We start from the raw sequence: 21,087 nt of genomic DNA, 5'->3' as shown, positions 1-21,087 counted from the left end.
TCATGCCTGGCCTCAGCCTTGGCATTGTGTTGCAGGCGGGGCCAGCCAGTCTGACAAGGCCACGAAAGACACCACGTCGCCGCGCTGAACAGTTTGCCCAGGCGCCAAATCGACCAGGCCATCGGCCCACACAGCCGAGGTCAGCACGCCCGATCCCTGGTGCGGATAGAGGTTGACACCACCCGACTCGTTGCGCCGCACGCGCACGAACTCGCGGCGCTTGTCGGCGATGGGCCAATCGAAATCAGCACGCAGCGAAGTGGGCGCGGGCCAACACCAGGGCTCGCCCGCGAGCAGGCCCAGCACGGGCCGCACCAGGAGCAAAAAAGTGACAAAACTGGCCGCCGGGTTGCCTGGCAGGCCCATGTAGAGCGCGTGCGAACCATCCGCCCGGCGAATGCGGCCGAACACGAAGGGCTTGCCGGGCTTGATGGCCAGTTGCCAGAAGTGCAACTCGCCCTCGGCGTGCACAGCGGCCTTGAGGTGATCTTCCTCGCCCACCGACACGCCGCCGCTGGTCAGTATCAGGTCGTGGTCTTGCGCGGCCTGGCGCAGCTTGGTGCGCGTGGTGGCCAGATCGTCGGGGATCAGCCCCAAGTCGCTGCTGCGCGCACCCGTCGCCTGGATCAGGCCGCGCAGCATGTGGCGATTGGAGTTGTAAATGGCGCCCGCCGGCAAAGCTTGGCCCGGCATGACCAGTTCGTTGCCTGTGGTGAGCACCGCCACGCGGGGTTGCTTGAACACCGTCAAGCTGGCCGCCCCGACCGATGCCGCCACGCCCAAAGCCGCAGGCGACAGCCGCAAACCGCGCGACAGCACCGTCGCACCCTGGGCGATGTCTTCGCCTCGACGGCGGATGTTCTGCCCCAGCGTGGGCGCCGTCAGGAAGCGAACGGCATCAGGGCCTGCTTCGCATTGCTCTTGCATGACCACCGCATCAGCGCCCTGAGGCACCGGTGCCCCCGTGAAAATGCGGGCACAGGTGCCCGGCGCCAGTTCAACCCCCAACTGCCCCGCCGCCACGCGCTGCGACTGCGGCAAAGCCACGCCATCGGTGGGCACGTCCGCGCAGCGAACGGCATAGCCGTCCATCGCACTGTTGTCCAGCGGCGGCACGTCCACGGGGGACACCAGGTCATCGGCCAGCACCCGGCCCAGGGCCTCGAAGCTGTCGATCACCTCGGCGGCCAGCTCCTCATGCGCGTGCAGGGCTTCACCCAACCCCTGCAGCGCATCGTCCAGCGGCATCAGGGCTTTGTTGGGCACGTGGCTGGCCATGGCGCGACCTCAGTCCTGGCAATGGCGGATGACGTAGTCCTTGACCATGCCCACATCGGCCGGCATCACGGTGAAGCGCTTGGGGCGGTCTTCCAGGCCATCGAGCCCGGCGATCCAGTGCGGGCGCTCGGGATGGCGGCCCGTGGCTTCAAAAATGGCCTCGGCGAACTTGACGGGCAAGGCGGTTTCCAGCACCAGCATGGGCACGCCGGGCGTGAGGTGCTCGCGCGCCACTTTCAGGCCGTCGGCCGTGTGGGTGTCCACCATCACGTCAAAGCGATCGAAAGTGTCTTTGATGGTCTTGAGGCGGTCGGCGTGCGTGCTCTTGCCCGAGGCAAAGCCATACTGGGCCGCGCTCTTGAACTCGTCGGCGCTGACCTGGAAGGAGCCTTTCACCTCGACCTCGTCCTTGAACAAAGCCTTGACGCGCGCGCCATCGCGCCCCAACAGGTCGAACACAAAGCGCTCGAAGTTGGACGCCTTGGAGATGTCCATCGATGGGCTGGACGTTTCATACGTTTCAGCGCCCTTGCGCACGCGGTAGGTGCCGGTGCGGAAAAACTCGTCGAGCACGTCGTTCTCATTGGTGGCGGCCACCAACTCGTGCACCGGCAGGCCCATCATGCGGGCCACGTGCCCCGCGCAGATGTTGCCAAAGTTGCCCGAAGGCACCGTGAAGCTGACCTTCTCGGCGTTGGTCTTGGTGGCTTGAAAGTACCCGGCAAAGTAGTACACCACCTGGGCCAGCAAGCGCGCCCAGTTGATCGAGTTGACCGTGCCGATCTTGTACTTGCGCTTGAACTCCAGGTCGTTGGACACGGCCTTGACGATGTCCTGACAATCATCGAACACACCTTCAACCGCCAGGTTGTGGATGTTGGGGTCTTGCAGGCTGAACATCTGCGCCTGCTGGAAAGAACTCATGCGGCCATGCGGCGACAGCATGAACACGCGCACACCGTGCTTGCCGCGCATGGCGTATTCAGCCGCGCTGCCGGTGTCGCCCGAGGTGGCGCCCAGGATGTTGAGCTGCTCGCCACGGCGCGTCAGTTCGTACTCGAACAAGTTGCCCAGCAATTGCATGGCCATGTCCTTGAAGGCCAGCGTGGGGCCGTTGGACAGGGCTTGCAGGTAGACGCCGTCTTCCAGCTTCTTCAAAGGCACGATCGCCTCGAAGCCGTACACCGCTTTGGTGTAGGTCTTGGCGGCGATGGCCTTCAAGTCGCTCAAGGGGATGTCGTCGATGTACAGCGACAGGATCTCAAACGCCAGCTCGGCGTAGCTCAGGCCTCGCCATTTAGAAAGCGTGGCATCGTCGATTTGGGGATAAGACGTGGGCAGGTAGAGGCCACCATCGGGCGCCAGGCCTTCAAGCAGGATCTCGGAGAAGCCGCGCTGCGTCTGGTCGCCACGGGTGCTGATGTACTTCATGCCAGCTCTTCCTTGCGCAGGCGCACGATGGGAGCCAGCACGGTGGGCAGGGCTTGCACTTGCGCCAGGGCTTGATTCATGCGCCCCTCGACCGTGTCATGCGTCAAGATGATCAGGTCGGTCTGGTTGCCGCCCTCGCCGCTGACCTCGTCGGCCTCGCGCTGAATGACCGCGTCGATCGAGACTTGCTGGTCGGCCAGGATGCCGGTGATCTTGGCCAGCACACCAGTCTGGTCCGCCACGCGCAAGCGCAGGTAGAAAGCTGTGACCACTTCTTCGATCGGCAAAATAGGCATGGCCGACAGCTCATCAGGCTGGAAAGCCAGCGAAGGCACTCGGGCCTCAGGCGCCGCATCCAGCAGGCGGGCGATGTCGACCAGGTCGGCCACCACGGCCGATGCGGTCGGCTCGGCGCCAGCACCCTTGCCGTAATACAGCGTGGTGCCCACAGCATCGCCCTGCACCATCACAGCGTTCATGGCGCCCTCCACGTTGGCGATCAGGCTGCGCATCGGCACCAGCGTGGGGTGCACGCGCAGCTCGATGCCATTGGCCTGTCGGCGCGCGATGCCCAGCAGCTTGATGCGGTAGCCCATCTGCTCGGCATACTTGATGTCGGTCGCCGACAGCTTGGTGATGCCCTCAATGTGGGCCTTGTCAAACTGCACCGGCACGCCAAAGGCGATGGCGCTCATCAAAGTGATCTTGTGCGCAGCATCCACGCCTTCGATGTCGAAGGTCGGGTCGGCCTCGGCATAGCCCAGGCGTTGCGCTTCTTTCAGCACCACATCAAAGTCCAGGCCCTTGTCGCGCATCTCGGACAGGATAAAATTGGTGGTGCCATTGATGATGCCCGCCACCCACTGGATCTGGTTGGCGGTCAGGCCTTCGCGCAGCGACTTGATGATCGGGATGCCCCCGGCCACGGCCGCTTCAAACGCCACGATCACACACTTGGCGCGTGCGGCCGCAAAAATCTCGGTGCCATGCACAGCCAGCAAGGCCTTGTTGGCCGTGACCACGTGCTTGCCAGCGGCAATCGCTTCCAGCACCAAGGCCTTGGCAATGCCATAGCCGCCGATCAACTCAACCACCACATCGATGTCGGGGTTGGCAATGATCTGGCGGGCGTCGCTGACCACGGTCACGCCCTCGCCGGCGACCTCACGGGCACGCTCGATGTTCAGGTCGGCCACCATCGAAATCTCAATGCCACGCCCGGCACGGCGGCGGATTTCCGCCTGGTTGCGGCGCAGCACAGCGAAGGTGCCCCCGCCAACGGTGCCGATGCCAAGCAGGCCAACTTGAACGGGTTTTTGCGAAGTGGAGCTCATGGAATCTTTAAAGGTCTTGGTCGTTGTCAGGTCAGGCGCAGGTCAGGCGCCTGTTCAAGCATGGCGCTTGCGGTAATTCTCAAGGAAGCGCGCAATGCGCCCAATGGCTTCGGCCAGGTCATCGCTGTTGGGCAAAAACACCAAGCGGAAATGGTCCGGATGTTCCCAGTTGAAGCCGGTGCCCTGCACGATCAACACTTTTTCTTCGGCCAGCAATTCGTAGGCAAACTGCTGGTCATCGGTGATGGGGTAAATCTTGGCGTCCAGGCGCACAAACATGTACAGCGCCGCTTTGGGTTTGACCACGCTCACGCCCGGGATCTTCGACAGCAACTCGTAGGCCAGGTCGCGCTGGCGGCACAAACGTCCGCTGGGCGCCACCAACTCCTTGATGCTCTGGTGGCCACCCAACGCGGTCTGGATCGCCAGCTGGCCTGGCGTGTTGGCGCACAGGCGCATCGAGGCCAGCATGTTCAGGCCCTCGATGTAGTCGCCCGCGTGTTTTTTCTCGCCCGACACCACCATCCAGCCAGCGCGGTAGCCGCAAGAGCGGTAGTTCTTGCTCAGGCCATTGAAGGTCAAGAAGAACACGTCGTCGGCCAGCGAAGCAATGCTGGTGTGCGTGTGGCCGTCGAACAGCGTCTTGTCGTAGATCTCGTCGGCGAACACCATCAACTCGTGCTCGCGGGCGATGTCGACGATGCCCTGCAGGATGTCGTCCGGGTAGAGCGCGCCCGTCGGGTTGTTGGGGTTGATGACGACGATGGCTTTTGTGCGCGACGTGATCTTGGCGCGAATGTCGGCCAGGTCGGGATACCACTCTTTGGCCTCGTCGCACAGGTAGTGCACGGGCTTGCCACTGGACAGCGCCACGGCCGCCGTGTACAGCGGGTAGTCGGGCGCGGGAATCAGCACCTCGTCGCCATCGTTCAACAGCGCGTTGAAGGCCATCACGATCAGCTCGGAGGCGCCGTTGCCCAGGTAGACGTCGTCCACCGCCACGCCAGAGATGTTCTTTTCCTGGCAGTAATGAACGATGGCCTTGCGCGGTGCGAACAGGCCCTTGGAATCGGTGTAGCCCGCCGCGTTGGGCAGGTTGCGGATCATGTCCTGCACGATCTCGTCGGGCGGCTCCAGCCCGAACACGGCCAGGTTGCCGATGTTCAGCTTGATGATCTTGTGGCCGTCTTCTTCCATCTGCCGGGCCTTTTCCAGGACCGGCCCACGGATGTCATAACAGACGCTGGCGAGCTTGCTGGACTTGGTGATCGGCTTCAAAACAGGGTCTCCGGAGACGGAATTACGCAGGGAATGCGCGGCAGCAAAGGACAAAGAAATAGAATTTAACCACACCCCCCTCACTTTGGGCCCCCATGAAACTCCAAGCAGACCGCCCTGAAGGCGTCAATGTCATCAATGCCTACACCCACCAGTCGGTGTCGATCAATGGCCAGGAGCACCTTGGCAGCGTGCTTGTGCCCCCCAGCGGGGCGCCGGTGCCGTGGCCCGTGGCCAGCATCGCTGACCTGAGCGAGGCTCATTTCGAGCAAATCTTGCTGATGGACCCGGAATTGGTGGTGCTGGGCAGCGGCTCCACCCTGAAATTCGCCCCGCCCGCCCTGATGAAAGCGCTGATGCAAAAGCGCATTGGCGTGGAGACCATGGACACCCCGGCGGCGTGCCGCACATACAACATTTTGGTGGGTGAGGGGCGTCGCGTGGTCGCCGCGCTGCTATTTCAGGCCTGAAAACGCCCTTGAAAAGCGCATTGGGCCCCTAATTTGGGGGAGATCCTTCCGAGCCTTGGGGGGCGGCCCAGAAGCACTTTATAATCTCGGGTTATTCACGCAGGCTGATCAATAGTAGAACATGACACCCGCCATCAACAAACTTTTGCCAGAATTCGAAGCTGTCGCCACGGGTGGAGTCAAATTCAGCCCCCAGGCCTTCGTGGGCCAAACCGTGGTGCTGTACTTCTACCCCAAGGACCACACGCCCGGTTGCACCACCGAAGCCATGCAATTCCGCGACAAGCACAAGGAATTCATCAAGGCTGGCGCCATCGTGTTCGGTGTCTCCCGGGACAACCTCCTGTCGCACGACAAGTTCAAGGAAAACCTTGAACTGCCCTACGACCTCATTGCCGACACTGAAGAAAAGCTTTGCCACATGTTCGGTGTGGTCAAGAACAAGATCATGTACGGCAAGAAGGTCAAGGGCATCGAGCGCAGCACCTTCCTGATCGATGCCAGCGGCATTCTTCGCGAAGAATGGCGCGGCATCAAGGTTGCCGACCACGTCGATGCCGTGCTCAAGGCCGTCAAGGACTTGAACAAAGAAGCGGCCTGATCGGGCTGTTGATACAGGCCCGTTCACAAAGCGTGACAAAGAGGCATGTTGCACGCCTCCGACACCACCATGTGTCGGACACGGAGTGTGCATAATCAACTCATGATTCTGAGCTTGTACCGACTCAGCCCCCTTTGTGAACCCCGAATGGCAAGCTTGGCTTGCCTGCAAGATCAGCGTGAGGCCGCCCAGTGTTCTGTGCGGCCTTTTTGTTTGTGCCCACCCAAGGAACGGAAACACCATGCCCCTGCCCAAGCCGCCCGCCAAACGAGCTGACATGCTGAACGCTGACGACTATTCGTCGCAGCCCAAACCTGCCAAAACCAGTGCCCGCAGCAGCACTCGCACCACCCCCGCCAAACCAGCCCGCGCGCCGGTGCTGGAATTGGTCGGCAAAGAGCCTTTGAACACGCCGGCTTTCAAGCAAACCGTCACCGACCTGACGCCGCCCGCGCGCACCGCGCCGACAGCGCCCAAACGGCGCACGCCCGCCCCCGTGGTGGCCGAGAAGATCAGCGACGGCAGCCCGTCCTTCCCGATGCGCAGCACCCCGGCCACCGCAGCCAACCCGACGCTGGGTGGCTCGCGCCGCCGCAAGGGCGCTGCCGGCCCCGCCAAGTTGTTCGTGCTGGACACCAACGTGCTGCTGCACGACCCGATGTCTCTGTTCCGCTTCGACGAACACGATGTCTACCTGCCCATGATCACGCTCGAAGAGCTGGATGGCCACAAAAAGGGCATGACCGAAGTGGCGCGCAACGCCCGCCAGGTCAGCCGCGACCTGGACGCACTGGCGGCCGACATGGGACGCGGCCAGTCCGATCCGTCGGTGGGCATCGAGCTGTCCAAGACTGGTCACAAGGATGCGCGCGGCAAGCTGTACTTCCAGACCATGAGTCTGGACGCGCAACTGCCCATTGGCCTGCCCCAAGGCAAGGCCGACAACCAGATCCTGGGCGTGGTGCAAGCCCTGCGCACGCAACAACCTGATCGCGACGTGGCACTGGTGTCCAAAGACATCAACATGCGCATCAAGGCTCGCGCCCTGGGCCTGCCGGCCGAGGATTACTTCAACGACAAGACGCTGGAAGACGGCGACCTGCTGTACACCGGCGTGCTGCCCTTGCCCGCCGATTTCTGGGAGCGCCACGCCAAAGGCATGGAAAGCTGGCAGCAAAGCGGCATCACCTTCTACCGCATCAGCGGCCCGATGGTGCCGGTGCTGCTGATCAACCAGTTCGTTTACCTGGAGACGCCCGGCGCGTCGCCCTGGTACGGCAAGGTCACCGAGATCACCGGCAAGACCGCCGTCATCAAAACCGTGCGCGACTTCAGCCATCAGAAGCAATCGGTGTGGGGCGTGGCAGCGCGCAACCGCGAGCAAAATTTCGCGCTGAACCTGCTGATGGACCCCGAATGCGACTTCGTGACGCTGACGGGCTCGGCCGGAACCGGCAAGACCTTGATGACCCTGGCCGCCGCCCTCAGCCAGGTGCTGGACGACCGCCGCTACACCGAAATCATCGTCACCCGCGTGACGGTGCCGGTGGGCGAAGACATCGGCTTTTTGCCCGGCACGGAAGAAGAAAAGATGTCGCCCTGGATGGGCGCGCTGGACGACAACCTGGAAGTGCTGGCCAAGGGGGGCGACAACAACGCTGGCGAGTGGGGCCGCGCCGCCGCCAACGACTTGGTGCGCAGCAAGATCAAGATCAAAAGCATGAACTTCATGCGCGGTCGCACCTTCCTGAACAAGATCGTCATCATCGACGAGGCGCAGAACCTGACGCCCAAGCAGATGAAGACCTTGATCACGCGGGCCGGGCCGGGCACCAAGATCATCTGCCTGGGCAACCTGGCGCAGATCGACACGCCCTACCTGACCGAAGGCAGTTCGGGGCTGACCTACGCGGTGGACAAGTTCAAGGGCTGGCCTCACAGCGGCCACGTCACCCTGGCACGTGGCGAACGCTCGCGCCTGGCGGACTTCGCCTCCGAGGTGCTTTGATCTCTTGACTTCTTGACTTGTTGACTTGAAACTGAGAAAAGGCCGGGCGGCAACGTCCGGCCTTTTGCTTTGCAGGCTTGAAAACTTGGGCGTATGCTTTCCCGAATCCACATCGGGAGGCCTCATGAGCTCGAATCTCACGCTGTACGTTGACAGCCGTTTCTTCAGTCCCTACGCCATGTTCGCCTTCGTGGCGCTGACTGAAAAAAAGATCCCCTTCGCCATCGAGAAAATCGACCTGGTCAACAACGCGCACCACACCAGCGGTTACCAGCACTTGTCGCTCACTGGCCGCGTGCCAACGCTGGCTCATGGCGATTTTTCGGTGTCCGAGTCATCGGCCATCATCGAGTACCTGGACGATGCTTTTCCTGCGCCCCACCACCTCGCCGTGCTGCCCGCGTCCCTGCGCGACCGGGCCAGGGCGCGTCAGCTGCAGGCCTGGCTGCGCAGCGATCTGATGCCGCTTCGCGAAGACCGGCCCACCACCGTCATCTTCCAACAACCCAGCGCCCTGCCCTTGTCGCCTTCGGGACAAGCCGCTGCTCAGCAACTGATCACCGTGGCCTCATCCCTGATCAATGACGCGGGCGACAATCTGTTCGGCGCCTGGTCCATCGCGGACACCGAGCTGGCCCTGATGCTGAACCGGCTGGTGCTCAACCAAGACCCCGTGCCGCCCAGTTTGAAAACCTACGTGGCGCGGCAATGGCAACGCCCCTCGGTGCAGGCCTGGATCCGGCAGCAGGGCTGACTCCCCGCGAACAAGGGGCACAGACCCTGCACTAGTGCTCATTTCGCAGGTGCAACCCTGACAGAAACGGTGGCCGTGTATTTCAAAATGGAAAACACGGGGCCTCGGACAAGCCGAGGCCGTGTTGAACCAGACATTGCCTTGAAATACCTGCCTGAATTCACCCCCTCCGATCTGCTCGGCGCCCAAGCCCACTACCTGATTGCGTGGGCCGTGCTGATCACCGCCGTCGTGGTCTGCGTGACCGCCATGATCCGCTGCAACACCCTTTGGTTGCACCGCTGGTTGAGCCTGGGCTGGCTGAGCGATGTCCTGTTCACCAGGGACATCAAGCAAAAGAAGATCGGGCTTCGCTACATGGTGGGCGTGGTTAATTGCACCACCGGTTTGGTGGCCTTGAACTATGGGGCGAGCGTCGGCGTGATCGACCCAGACGGGTGCCGACAACTGACCTGGGCCGCCGTGTTGATCATGGGCACGTTTTACGGCCTGCTGCGCACCGGCTGGAACCGCAAGCTGGCCAATCCTTCCATGTCGGAAGCCCAGATGGCCGCGGCCATCGGCTTTCTGGGCTGGGGCTACCTGATCGGCGGCCCGGGAGCGCCGGTGGCCTTGATGCTGCTGTTCATCATCCTGATGTTCGGCATGTTCACGGCCACGTCCCGCCAACTGATCCGATCCAGCGTGCTGGCCGGGATCGTGTTTGCCACCGTGTTTCTGATGACCGCGATGCGTGAATCAGCCGCGCCAATCACCGTGCAGTTGCAGATGGTGTACGGCGGCGTGCTGGTGATCATGCTGGTGAGCGTGTGCCTGCTGGTCAACGAGATGGCCCGCCTGCGAGCCCGCCTGACCCAGCGCAAGTCAGACTTGACCGCCGCGCTGGCACAGATCAAGGAGCTGGCCATTCGGGATGAATTGACCGGCCTGTTCAACCGGCGTCACATGGTCAGCGTGCTGAATGCCGAAGGGCAGCGCACCGACCGCAGCCAGGGCCGATTTTGCCTGGGCCTGATCGATGTGGACCACTTCAAGAAGATCAATGACGAATGGGGCCACGGCACCGGCGACGAGGTGCTGCGGTCCCTGTCCAACGTGATTGCAGCTGGCCTTCGCGAAACCGACGTGGTGGCACGTTGGGGTGGGGAAGAGTTTCTGGTGCTGTTCACCGAAACCGACTGCGAAGACGCCACCGTGGTGATCGAGCGCATCCGGCTGATGCTGAGCAACACGGTGGTGAGCTCCAATCTGCCGGAACTGCGCGTGACCTTCTCGGCGGGCATGACCACTTACCAGGTGGATGAATCGATCGTGGCCACCATCGAACGCGCCGACCAGGCTCTGTACCAGGCCAAGGCCACTGGCCGCAACCGCACCGAGCGCCACACCTTCTGCGATGGCGACTACCTGGCCTGATGAGGCTGGTCGGTCAGGCCTCGTCCTTTTCAAAGACGGCCATGCTTTCGACGTGCGCGGTGTGCGGGAACATGTTGACCGCCCCCGCCGCCACCAAGCGGTAGCCGCCCTGGTGCACCAGCAAGGCGGCATCGCGCGCCAGGGTTGCCGGATTGCAGCTGACGTACACGATGCGCTTGGGCGCGACCCAATCGGGCGCCAGACTCGGGTCCTGGTTCAAATCAGCCACCGCCTTGGCCAGGGCGAATGCGCCCTCGCGCGGCGGATCGACCAGCCACTTGTCGGCGTGACCATGGCTGGCCAGTTCGGTCGGTGTCAATTCGAACAGGTTGCGGGCGACAAAACTGGTGCGATCGGCCTGGCCATTGAGCTGCGCGTTGTCGCGTGAGCGGGCAACCAACTCCTCGCTGCCCTCAATGCCCAACACCTCACGCGCCTGCGTGGCCAAGGGCAAGGTGAAGTTGCCCAGCCCGCAGAACCAGTCGATCACGCGCTCGTCAGGCTGCACTTGCAACAGCCGCAAGGCCCGGCCCACCAGCACCTGGTTGATGGCATGGTTGACCTGGGTGAAATCAGTGGGCTTGAATGGCATGGTGATGCCGAATTCAGGCAAGGTGTAGTCCAGACCAGGCTGGGTGTCGTCCAGCGGTTTGACGGTCTCGGGGCCCTTCGATTGCAGCCACCAGACGATCGGAAAGCGCCCTTCACTGTGGGCGCTTTGCCTGGCCGCGAAATCGCGCAGCAGCTTGATCTCTCTGGCGCTCAGCGCCGCCAGGTGGCGCAGCACCAAGGCTGTGACGTGCGTGCCCACGGCCACCTCGATCTGGGGCACACGGTCGCAGTGATCCATCGCACCGATCAGCTCGCGCAAAGGCAGCAACAGGCGGGACACATGTGGCGGCAGGATCTCGCAGGATTGGATGTCGGCCAAATGGTGCGATTTGCGCTCGCGGAAACCCACCAGCACCAAGCCCTTCTTAGCCACATGGCGCACCGACAGGCGGGCGCGGTAGCGGTAGCCCCAGGCCGGCCCTTCAATGGGCCGCAGCAAGGTCTCGGATTTGACTTTGCCCAGGTGCCAGAGGTTGTCCTCCAGCACGCGCTGCTTGACGGCCACCTGCGCCGCCGGGTGGAAGTGCTGCATCTTGCAACCGCCGCACGTTTCAAAGTGGGGGCATTGGGGGACCACGCGCTGCGAACTTTCGCGGCGCATCTCGGTCATCGTGGCCTGCTCCCAGTTGTTCTTGCGGCGAAACACATTCGCGCGAACTTCTTCGCCTGGCAATGCACCTTCAATGAACACCACCTTGCCATCGGCACGGTGGGCCACGCCCTGGGCTTCCAAATCCAGGGACTCGACCTTCAGCCATTCATCCGAAGGGCGAAGGGGAACTTGTGCTTCAGACATCAACGAACGATCGATCAACGTGTGGGCAACTGACGTGCAGGGTCAACGGGCTTGCCTTGTTTGCGGATTTCAAAGTGCAGTTGCACGCGCTCGGCATCGGTCGAGCCCATTTCGGCGATCTTCTGGCCTTTGCGCACGGCCTGGTCTTCTTTGACCAGCAAAGTCTGGTTGTGGGCGTAGGCAGTCAGGTACTCAGCGTTGTGCTTGATGATGACCAGATTGCCATAGCCACGCAGGCCCGAGCCGGCGTAGACCACGCGGCCATCGGCCGCAGCGAACACCGCGTCGCCTGCCTTGCCACCAATGACCAGGCCTTTGCGCTTGCCTTCTTCAAAGCCGCCCAGCACAGGGCCGTTGGCGGGCCATTGCCAATTGGGCTCATCCGCTTCGCGGGGTTCTTTGGCGGCGGGCTCTTTGGCGGTCTCGGCTGCCGAGGCTGCCTGACTGGCCGCTGCCGTGGCGCCCGAGGCGCCAGGCTTGACACCAGAAGCAGCCGACGACGGGGCCTTCGGATCAATGACCCGGGCCTGAATGTTGGGCGAAGCGATCGGCTTGGTCGATGAGGCGCCGCTGGCCATGGCCTCCGGGGCCACCACGCGCAGCACCTGGTCAACCTCAATCCGATTGGGATCAACCAAGTTATTCCAGGCCGCCAGGTCGCGCCAGTTCTGGCCTGTTTCCAGGCTGATGCGGATCAGGGTGTCGTTGGGTTTGACCGTGTAGTAACCGGGCTTGCCGGCGTTCTCGGCGCCAGGCAGCGCGCGGGCAGGCGCGTTGGCACCACCAGAGGCAGCGCTGCTGCCGCCGGAACGGCTGCGATCTTCAACCGGCGCGCGCTGGTTGTGCGTGGCGCAACCCACCAAGGACAACACGACCGCAACGCTGGCCAACAAGCGGGGATTCAGAATGATTTGCATGTGAGGAGGACTCAAAGCGGGCGCGTGTCAGCCACGGCCAAGGCATCAGGTGATGCCGGATTTTAAGGGGACGAACAGCACGGCACCGGAGACCGTTTGCTCAAGCCGACCATCCAGGTGTCGATCGACCACAGTCAAGACTTGTCCTTGGCCTCGGCCATCGTCCATGGGGGCCACCAGACGCCCACCGGGGGCCAACTGGTCCAACCAGGCCTGAGGCAGACTGCGCCCACCTGCCGCCGCGATGATCGTGTCATAGGGCGCGGAAGGCGCATGGCCCAGCATGCCGTCACCATACACCAGCCTCACATCGGGCGAGGCGGGCAGCTGCTGGCGGACCACGTCCAGGTTGCGACGGGCTTTCAGGTGCAGATCGCGCAACCGTTCGATGGAGATCACCTGGCGAGCCAGGTCGGCCAGCAAGGCGGCCTGGTAGCCACACCCCGTGCCGATTTCCAGGCACATGCCCAAAGGCCGCGAGGCATCTGCCGCCAATCCGGGCCGGGCGAACAGCAAAGCGATCATGGCACCCACGACCGAGGGCTTGGAGATGGTCTGGCCCAGGCCGATGGGCAGGCTGGTGTCTTCGTAGGCCTGGTTGACCAGGGCGGTATCGACAAACAGGTGGCGCGGCACGCGGGCGAACGCCGCCAGCACGCGCGGGTTCTGCAGGCCGTCGGCCCTCAGGCGGTCGACCATGCGCATGCGCACGTGGACCGAATCCAGGCCCAGCCCTTGGGGGGCCGTGACGGCCTTGCGGTCTCGCTCGGCGGCTTGCAGGGGGGCCTGGGGCCGCAGCAGCAGGGTGTCGCGGCTTGTGGCCGCCGGGCGCGCGGAGCCCATCTGATCCAGCCGCAAGGGAAACCGGCTGGCTTTGCGTTCAGGCGCTTTGTCGCTCACTGCTGTTGGCCCACCCAGGTTTGCCATTGCGGCAGGGCGGCGTGGTGCGTCATGTCGACCTGCAGGGGCGTGATGGACACCAGGCCTTGGCGCGTCGCTTCGAAATCGGTGCCTTCGCCCACGTCGCGGGCCTCACCCGCTGGCCCGATCCAGTAAATGGGCTCGCCCCGGGGATTGGTCTGGGCGATGGCGGGAAAACTGGCGTGGCGGCGACCCAGGCGCGTGGTGCGCCAAGGCGCGGATTCGGCCTTGGCATCGGCGGGGATGTTCACGTTGAGCAGAAAGTGGCCCTGCTGTGGTGGATTGGCCAACACGGCCTCCACCACGCGGCGGGCCACGCGGGCGGCCACGTCCAGGTGCGCCCAGCCCTTGTCGGTCAGTGAAAACGCGATCGATGGAATGCCAAACAGGTAACCCTCGGTGGCGGCCGCAACCGTGCCGGAGTACAGGGTGTCATCGCCCATGTTGGCCCCGTTGTTGATGCCAGAGAGGACCAGGTCGGGCTTGGCGATCAAACCCGACGTCAAGGCCAGGTGAACGCTGTCGGACGGGGTGCCTGTGACAAAGCGGAAGCCGTTGGCCGCCGTGTGAACACTCAAAGGCTGGTGCAGTGTGAGGGAGTTGGAGGTGCCGCTGGCGTTGCGCTCAGGGGCGAAAACGTCAATGGTGCCCAAACCCTGGCAGGCATCGACCAAAGCCTGGAGGCCGGGGGCCAGGTAGCCGTCGTCGTTGGCGATCAATATGTGCATGTTGCCAATTGTAGGAGTGAGGACCACCCATCTTGGTGTTGGAACGATGCGATTTCGAATGACGGCATGTGTAGACATGCGGATAATCAAAGATTGTTCGCCCCGGGTGGTCAGGGGTGCAGATTAACCCCGGCTTGCCGTCCCTGGCAGCAAGCTTCGGGAGGGGCTCCATGGCTGTCAAGGTTCTGATTCTCGAAGACAACCCGGTCGCCCGGGGCTTTTTGTGCCGCGTGGTGCGCGAAAGCTTCAGCGACATCAGCAGCATCGCCGAAGCCGGCGATCTCGAAGCCGCGCGACGGCTGCTGGGCCACAAAGCCCGTGGCCGAGCCGCCGCCTGCGACGATCCTTACCAATTGATCATGGTCGATCTGGAGTTGCCCGACGGCAGCGGCCTGGAATTGCTGACCGAGCTGGCCAACTACCCGGCCACGCGCATCGTGACCACGCTTTACTCGGACGACGAACACCTGTTCCCTGCCCTGCAGTGCGGCGCCGACGGTTACCTGCTGAAAGAGGACCGTTTCGAGGTCCTGGTGGAAGAGCTGCAAAAAATCGTGCGGGGCCAGCCGCCCCTGTCGCCCGCCATTGCCCGCCGCCTGCTGACGCATTTCCGCACTGGCGATGGTTTGCTGGCGGGCCATGCACCGGCCGCGCCTGCCGCTGCCCCCGTCAGCGCGCCCGCACCCGCCGCCCCACTGGACCATGAACGCCTGACGCCGCGTGAAAGCGAAGTGCTCACTTACCTCAGCAAGGGCTTCACCATCAAGGAAATCGCGGCCTTGATGGGCATCAAGTGGTTCACGGTCAACGACCACATCAAATCCATCTACAAAAAACTGAACGTGTCCAGCCGTGCAGAAGCGGCGGTGCTGGCCAGCAAGCAAGGCCTGGTCTGAGTTTCGCGCCATGCCGGCCATGGACACCTCGCCGCCCCGCGCTGCGCCTGATTTGCTGATCGGAGGCTCCGGCTACATCCCCACGCTGGACGAGGTGCTGCAGGGCTCGCACGATCTGCCGCGCTGGATTGGCTGGCGTCTGCGCATGCTGGTGGGCGCGGTGCTGATGGGCTTCGTGCTGGTGCTTCTGGTGGGGCATTGGCTGTCCGGCCAACCCCGGCTGCCCGTGACCTTGCGCGCCACGGCAGAAGGCACGGTCCGCTTGCATTCGGTGGACAACCCCGCGATGCAACGCCTGGAAGGGCACATCCTGGAAGGCCTGCGCGGCGAAATCGTTCAGGCCCACGGCAGCACCCTGGTCCTGGAAACGCCCATCGAGATGTTGGCCTTGCAACGCTCTGGGCGCTGGATCAGTGACGCCGACCAACGCCAGCACTTTGTGGACCTGCACCTGGGAGTGGCTCGATTGCTCGCGGCCTTGCCGGGCGACAACAAGGTGGTGCAGTTGCAGTTGGTCAATGCGCCGGACGAGCCGGTGTTGATCACACCGCGCGGCTGGTCAGGCTTGAGCCCCCTGTTCTGGTTGCTGTCGGCCCTGGCCATGACCCTGTTTGCCGTGGGCGCCGTGGTGGTGCTGGCCGGGCCGCAATTGCGCAACCTGGCCTACCTGGCCTTGGCCTTGAGCCAGGCGGGGCAGTTGATGTTCATCGCGGTCGAGACCAATTTGGACCTGTTCCTGCCGGAGTGGTTCATGACGCTGGACATGCGCGCGCGTGGCGGCCTGGACCTGATCACCGCGGCCGCCATGATCCAGGTGGCCGTGCTGCACCCCCGCCGCTTGAAAGGCTGGCCTTACTTCATGGCCCTGGGCTGGGCCGCCGCCGCCGGCCTGGGCATCACGACCATGAGCCTGGATCACCCCAGCAGCTGGCTTTGGTTGCACACCGGCTGCACGGTCATGACGGCGGCCGCCATCATGCTGATGGGTGCCGCCTACCGCGCCTCGCCCCACCCATTCACGCTGGTCTTGCAGCGCTTTTCAATCATCACGCTGGCGACCTGGGTATTGTTGAGCGTGGCCGTGGCACAAGGTGGCGCGCGGCCTGACATGCTGCTCAACATCACCACCTTTGGCGTGATGACCTGGCATGTGTTCTTCGCCTCCGAGCTGCTGCTGGCGCCCTACCTGTCGCGCTCCAAACAGATCTTGCAGGAGTTCTCGCTGCTGGCCGCCTCTAGCACCGTGGCAGCCTCGCTCGACCTGCTCTTCGTGGCGGTGTTTTCGCTGGGCCAGTTCACGTCGATGACCTTGTCGCTGTTCCTGTCCTTCGGTGTGTACATGACGGTGAGGCGCTGGCTGATGACCCGCCTTCCAGGGCGCGATCCCATCACGATGGAGCGGCTTTTCGAACGCCTGTACCGCATGGCGCGCGAGCTGGAGCGCCGCCCCGCCAAGACCGATGACCTGATGGCCCGACTGATGCGCGAGTTGTTCGATCCGCTGGAAGTCACCGTGGCGCGCGGCGAAGTGTTCGCGTCTGAATTGCGCGGCAATGGCTCGGTGATGCTGGTGCGCCTGCCTTCTTTGCGGCCCACCAGGGAAACGCCCTCGAAGCACGCCCTGGTGCTGAAGCACTCGAACAAAGGTCGGCGACTGTTCACCTCGGAAGACGCCCGCCTGGCCGACCGGATCATTGACCAGTTGCACCGGGTGCTGAGCTTTGACCAGGCCGTGGAGCAAGGCCGCAGCGAAGAGCGCGTGCGCATCGCGCAAGACTTGCATGACGACATCGGCGCCCGCCTGCTGACCCTGATGTACCAGGCACCCAATGCCGACATTGAGGAATACATCCGCCACACATTGCAAGACTTGAAGACGCTGACACGCGGGCTGGCTGCCCAAAGCCATGGCCTGAGCGAAGCCGCCGGCGAGTGGAAACGCGATTTGAATCAGCGCCTGGGCTTCGCGCAATGCGAGTTGACCTGGCAGATGGCGCAGGACTGTGATGTGACCTTGTCCATGGGCCAATGGTCGGCCCTGACCCGCATCCTGCGTGAGCTGGTCAACAACACCATCAGCCACGCGAAGGCGTCCAAGGTGCAGGTGGTGTTGGTGCTGGCGAACGATCAGCTGTCACTGACGGTGACCGACAACGGCCTGGGACGGGCGCCCGAGACCTGGTCCCATGGCCTGGGACTGGGTGGTGTGCGCAAGCGCGTCAAGCAGCTGGGGGGCACCGTGCGCTGGAGCGAAGCCGAGCCCAAGGGGGTGTGCTGCGAGGTGGTGGTCGAGAATTTCTCGGCCAGTGCGGGGCCGTCGGGCGATGGGCTTTGAGGCGTTGTTCGGTGCTTGGCTGAGGCCACGGCTTTTTCTTGGCAGCGCGGGGCGCGGGCTGGGGCGGTTTCCGGCAGGGCTTCAGCTTGGTGGTCCCGCTGGTAGCGGGACTACCTTGCGATGCTCATGCCGAGGTGGGGCCGTGGAACTCACTGCGCGGCCTTTGGCCGCTTCGTTCAAACAGCCACGGCCAGTCAGATGACGATGCACGCTGCGCGTGCCCACATAGGCATTTCGCTTCTCAGCACCAAGCCAGGCGCCCTGCCGGAAACCGCCCCAGCCCTTTGTTCGCCCCGCTGGTGGCATGCCACGGTTGCAATCGTGCTGCACCACCAGCGGGGCGATTAGGGATGAGGCGGAGGCGGGCGGGGCGACTTCGGGGGCGGCGAGGCGCGCAGGCAGCGGCGGGTTGCCCCTCGCACAGCGAGGGGTCGGCGAGGACTGTTTGAGCGCGCAGCGCGAGTTCCGCAGCCGCCCGCCGTGGCCGAGCACCGAGCGCAGTCCGCCGCTACGCGGTGGACCGCCACCATAGGAGCCCCGCCCGCCTCCGACTCATCCCCGCCCCGCGCTGCCCATACAAAGCACGCGCCCCAAGCACGCCACGCCCTTCAGCCCTTCAAACCCCAGGCCAACTCAGCTCAACCTTCCCACTGCGGCGTGTTGCGCAAAATCTCATCCAGCGTGGTCACCCCTTCCGACACCTTCATCACACCCGACAAACGCAAGGGACGCAGCCCCTCTTGCGCGGCCGCCTGGCGCAGCTTGGCCATGTCCACCGTCGGTGTCATGGCGGCGCGCAAAGGCTCGGTGATGGGCAGCAGTTCGTACAGGCCCACGCGGCCCTTGAAGCCCGTCATGCGGCAATCCAGGCACCCCACAGGCTGGTAAGGCCGCAGTGTGCCGTTCATGCGCCAAGGCTTGATGGACGCGGCCAAGGTTTCGGGCGACAAAACCTCATCGGGCTTCTTGCAGACCGGGCACAAAGTTCGCACCAGGCGCTGGGCCAGAACGCCGATCACGGTGGCGCTGATCAGGTAGGGCGCCACGCCAATGTCGGTCAGGCGGGTGATGGCCGAGACCGCGTCGTTGGTGTGCAGGGTCGAGAACACCAGGTGGCCGGTCAAGGCGGCCTGGATGGCCATTTCAGCGGTTTCCAGGTCGCGGATTTCGCCGACCATGATGATGTCCGGGTCCTGCCGCATCAGCGCGCGCAGGCCATCGGCGAAGTTCAGGTCGATGTTGGACTGCACCTGCGTCTGGTTGAAAGACGCCTCAATCATTTCGATCGGGTCTTCAATGGTGCAGACATTGACGTCGTCAGTGGCGATGCGCTTGAGCGTGGAGTACAGCGTGGTCGTCTTGCCCGAACCCGTGGGGCCGGTGACGAGGATGATCCCGTGCGGGCGCGAGACCAGTTGCTCCCAGGTCGTTTGCTCATTGGGCGCAAAGCCCAGGGCCTCCAGCGACTTGACGGTGTTGTCGGGATCAAAAATCCGCATCACCAGCTTTTCGCCAAAGGCGGTGGGCATGGTGGACAAACGCATTTCGATTTCGTCGCCCGCCGGGTTGCGGGTCTTGATGCGGCCATCGAGTGGCCGGCGCTTCTCGACCACGTCCATGCGGCCCAGCAGCTTGATCCGCGCGGTCATGGCCTGCATCACCGACAGCGGCACCTGGTAAACCGTGTGCAGCACGCCGTCGATGCGGAAGCGGATGGCGCCCATCTCGCGGCGCGGTTCCAGGTGGATGTCGGAGGCGCGCTGGTCGAAAGCGTATTGCCACAGCCAATCCACCACCTGGATGATGCCCTGGTCATTGGCGTCCAACTGGCGGTTGGTCTTGCCCAGCTCAACCAGTTGCTCGAAGTTGTGGGCCACACTGTCGCCGGCCTTCTTGTTGGCGTCGCGGACCGACTTGGCCAGGGTGTAAAACTCGGTGCGGTAACGCTGCAAGTCCAGCGGGCTGGACACGACCAGGCGCACGTTCTTCTTGGTGTGCGACAGGATCTCGTCGATCCAGGCCACGTCCAGCGGCTCGCTGGTGGCGATGGTGATTTCGTTCAGGCCCACCTGCACGGGCAGGCACTTGCGCCGCTCGGCATAGTTGATGGACATGACCTCGGACACGCGGGCCACGTCCACTTTCAAGGGGTCAATGCGCAGGTAGCCCAGGCCCAAGTGCTTGGCCAGCCATTCGGTCAGGGCTTCGAGTTCGAGCACGTGGTCGTTGTCGGCGCGTTTCAGGCCCATGGCGCCCAGGCGCACCAAGGGGTGCTGAGCGCTGTCACCGGCCGCGAATCGCTGGGCGACGCGCTCGCCTTCCTTGACGGTGATGATGCCGTCCTCGGTCAACCAGGCCAACAGCCACTTCCAATCCAGCGGCCCCTTGTGCGTGAGGGAGCGCTTCTTGGCGGGCTTGGCGGGTGCGGACGGGCTTGACGTGGTCATGTCGTCGGTCGGGGGGTGAAAGTGGACAAAATCTTGAGCCATTTTCCCGCCGGCAGCTCGAATCTATTTTGTAAAGTTTCGGCCCGTTCCGCCAGTATTTCTCGGCTTGGCATCTCGAAACCCTTCCAGGCCAGGACGATGGTATTGCCATCACGGGTGGGCTTGAGCATCGCCGTGCGGCCAGGGCCGAAGGCGGCGGCGATGCGGGCTGCGCTGACCGCAAAGCTGGCATCGCGGCCAAACAGGTTGACGCTCATCACGCCGCCGTCGGCCAGCAGGCGCCAGCAGTCGCGGTAAAAGGCCTCGTCGTCCAGCACCGGGCTGGCCGCTTCCTGGTCGTACAAATCCACACACAGGGCATCGGCGCTGGCGATGTGCTCAGCGTTGGCGACGTATTTGGCGGCGTCAAGCTGGACCACGTTCAGGCGCTCGTCATTGTCCGGCAGGTTGAACCAGTTGCGGCACACGCCGATCACGGTCGGGTTGAGCTCGACCGCCGTGGTGGTGGCCGCTTTCAGCACGGCATGGCAATGCTTGGTGATGGCCGCGGCGCCCAAGCCCAGTTGCACGCAGCGCGTGTCAGGCAAAGCGGACGGGTCGCGCAACAGCAGCCAAGCCATCATGCGCTGGATGTACTCCAGCTCCAGTTTGAGGGGTTTGCTGACACGCATGGCGCCCTGGATCCAGGGCGTGTCCAGGTGAAGGCACCTCACACCACGGGATTCCGACAGCGTGGCTTCGGGCAGTTTAAGTTTGCGCTTCACAGGTACTGGGCGGTGATGAAAAACATTCAAGAATGGGGCTGTCAGTGTCGCACGAGGGCCCAGACGACAGGAGGTGGCGCATGCCAGAGGCCGGTCCGGCA

General features: G+C 63.6%; 17 protein-coding genes. 7 read left to right on the top strand and 10 right to left on the bottom strand.

Annotation, left to right across the window (positions count from 1 at the left end):
- Nucleotides 1–12: 12 nt before the first annotated feature.
- The 4 genes from glp to H7225_RS13595 are packed head-to-tail and all read right to left on the bottom strand — an operon-like array spanning nucleotide 13 to nucleotide 5,321.
- Entirely contained in the window at nucleotides 13–1,278 is a 1,266-nt protein-coding gene (gene glp / locus H7225_RS13610; RefSeq protein WP_290662693.1) for a gephyrin-like molybdotransferase Glp, read from the bottom strand.
- 9 nt (nucleotides 1,279–1,287) lie between these two features.
- Nucleotides 1,288–2,709 (bottom strand): threonine synthase, encoded by a 1,422-nt coding sequence (gene thrC, locus H7225_RS13605; RefSeq protein ID WP_290662691.1) that lies wholly within the window; start codon nucleotides 2,707–2,709, stop codon nucleotides 1,288–1,290.
- The gene (locus H7225_RS13600; RefSeq protein WP_290662689.1) at nucleotides 2,706–4,043 is read right to left on the bottom strand and encodes a homoserine dehydrogenase; all 1,338 of its coding nucleotides are present in this window, start codon (nucleotides 4,041–4,043) and stop codon (nucleotides 2,706–2,708) included. The genes thrC and H7225_RS13600 overlap by 4 nt, the downstream gene beginning before the upstream one ends.
- 54 nt (nucleotides 4,044–4,097) lie before the next feature.
- A complete protein-coding gene (locus H7225_RS13595) occupies nucleotides 4,098–5,321 on the bottom strand; it encodes a pyridoxal phosphate-dependent aminotransferase (protein WP_290662687.1) in 1,224 nt (407 codons plus the stop codon).
- 95 nt (nucleotides 5,322–5,416) lie between these two features.
- On the opposite strand from H7225_RS13595, the gene H7225_RS13590 reads away from it, so the two are divergent.
- From H7225_RS13590 to H7225_RS13570, 5 genes are all read left to right on the top strand, one after another.
- Entirely contained in the window at nucleotides 5,417–5,791 is a 375-nt protein-coding gene (locus H7225_RS13590) for an Mth938-like domain-containing protein (RefSeq protein ID WP_290662685.1), read from the top strand.
- 121 nt (nucleotides 5,792–5,912) lie between these two features.
- Nucleotides 5,913–6,392 (top strand): peroxiredoxin, encoded by a 480-nt coding sequence (locus H7225_RS13585; protein WP_290662683.1) that lies wholly within the window; start codon nucleotides 5,913–5,915, stop codon nucleotides 6,390–6,392.
- Between the two features lie 241 nt (nucleotides 6,393–6,633).
- A complete protein-coding gene (locus tag H7225_RS13580; protein WP_290662681.1) occupies nucleotides 6,634–8,400 on the top strand; it encodes a PhoH family protein in 1,767 nt (588 codons plus the stop codon).
- 124 nt (nucleotides 8,401–8,524) lie between these two features.
- Complete coding sequence (gene yfcF, locus H7225_RS13575; RefSeq protein WP_290662679.1) at nucleotides 8,525–9,154, top strand: glutathione transferase; 630 nt, start codon at nucleotides 8,525–8,527, stop codon at nucleotides 9,152–9,154.
- 141 nt (nucleotides 9,155–9,295) lie between these two features.
- A complete protein-coding gene (locus H7225_RS13570; RefSeq protein WP_290662677.1) occupies nucleotides 9,296–10,570 on the top strand; it encodes a diguanylate cyclase in 1,275 nt (424 codons plus the stop codon).
- A gap of 13 nt (nucleotides 10,571–10,583) precedes the next feature.
- On the opposite strand, the gene rlmD is transcribed toward H7225_RS13570, so the two are convergent.
- The 4 genes from rlmD to surE are packed head-to-tail and all read right to left on the bottom strand — an operon-like array spanning nucleotide 10,584 to nucleotide 14,544.
- Nucleotides 10,584–11,978 (bottom strand): 23S rRNA (uracil(1939)-C(5))-methyltransferase RlmD, encoded by a 1,395-nt coding sequence (gene rlmD, locus H7225_RS13565; protein WP_290662675.1) that lies wholly within the window; start codon nucleotides 11,976–11,978, stop codon nucleotides 10,584–10,586.
- 14 nt (nucleotides 11,979–11,992) lie between these two features.
- Nucleotides 11,993–12,895 (bottom strand): peptidoglycan DD-metalloendopeptidase family protein, encoded by a 903-nt coding sequence (locus H7225_RS13560; RefSeq protein ID WP_290662673.1) that lies wholly within the window; start codon nucleotides 12,893–12,895, stop codon nucleotides 11,993–11,995.
- A gap of 45 nt (nucleotides 12,896–12,940) precedes the next feature.
- Nucleotides 12,941–13,795 (bottom strand): protein-L-isoaspartate O-methyltransferase, encoded by an 855-nt coding sequence (gene pcm / locus H7225_RS13555; RefSeq protein WP_290662671.1) that lies wholly within the window; start codon nucleotides 13,793–13,795, stop codon nucleotides 12,941–12,943.
- Nucleotides 13,792–14,544: a 5'/3'-nucleotidase SurE gene (gene surE / locus H7225_RS13550; protein WP_290662669.1), complete on the bottom strand. Its 753-nt coding sequence runs from the start codon at nucleotides 14,542–14,544 to the stop codon at nucleotides 13,792–13,794. Before surE ends, pcm begins: the two co-directional genes overlap by 4 nt.
- Nucleotides 14,545–14,714: 170 nt before the next feature.
- Here surE and H7225_RS13545 point away from each other — a divergent pair, with 170 nt between their 5' ends.
- On the top strand, nucleotides 14,715–15,440 hold the full coding sequence (locus H7225_RS13545) for a response regulator transcription factor (RefSeq protein ID WP_290662667.1): 726 nt from the start codon (nucleotides 14,715–14,717) through the stop codon (nucleotides 15,438–15,440).
- A 10-nt stretch (nucleotides 15,441–15,450) separates the two neighbouring features.
- On the top strand, nucleotides 15,451–17,775 hold the full coding sequence (locus H7225_RS13540; protein ID WP_290662666.1) for an ATP-binding protein: 2,325 nt from the start codon (nucleotides 15,451–15,453) through the stop codon (nucleotides 17,773–17,775).
- Nucleotides 17,776–18,413: 638 nt separating this feature from the next.
- Here H7225_RS13540 and H7225_RS13535 read toward each other — a convergent pair.
- Both H7225_RS13535 and H7225_RS13530 read right to left on the bottom strand, forming a co-directional pair.
- Nucleotides 18,414–20,222, bottom strand: a complete 1,809-nt coding sequence (locus H7225_RS13535) for a type II/IV secretion system protein (protein WP_290662664.1) — start codon at nucleotides 20,220–20,222, stop codon at nucleotides 18,414–18,416.
- Nucleotides 20,219–20,986, bottom strand: coding sequence for a spermidine synthase (locus H7225_RS13530; protein WP_290662662.1), 768 nt, complete (start codon nucleotides 20,984–20,986; stop codon nucleotides 20,219–20,221). The genes H7225_RS13535 and H7225_RS13530 overlap by 4 nt, the downstream gene beginning before the upstream one ends.
- Nucleotides 20,987–21,087 lie beyond the last annotated feature (101 nt).

Source organism: Aquabacterium sp. (assembly GCF_014378415.1).
In the GTDB taxonomy this organism is placed as follows: Bacteria; Pseudomonadota; Gammaproteobacteria; order Burkholderiales; family Burkholderiaceae_C; genus Aquabacterium.
The sequence above is the reverse complement of the archived record's forward strand: the minus strand, read 5'-3'. Positions and strand labels throughout refer to the sequence as shown.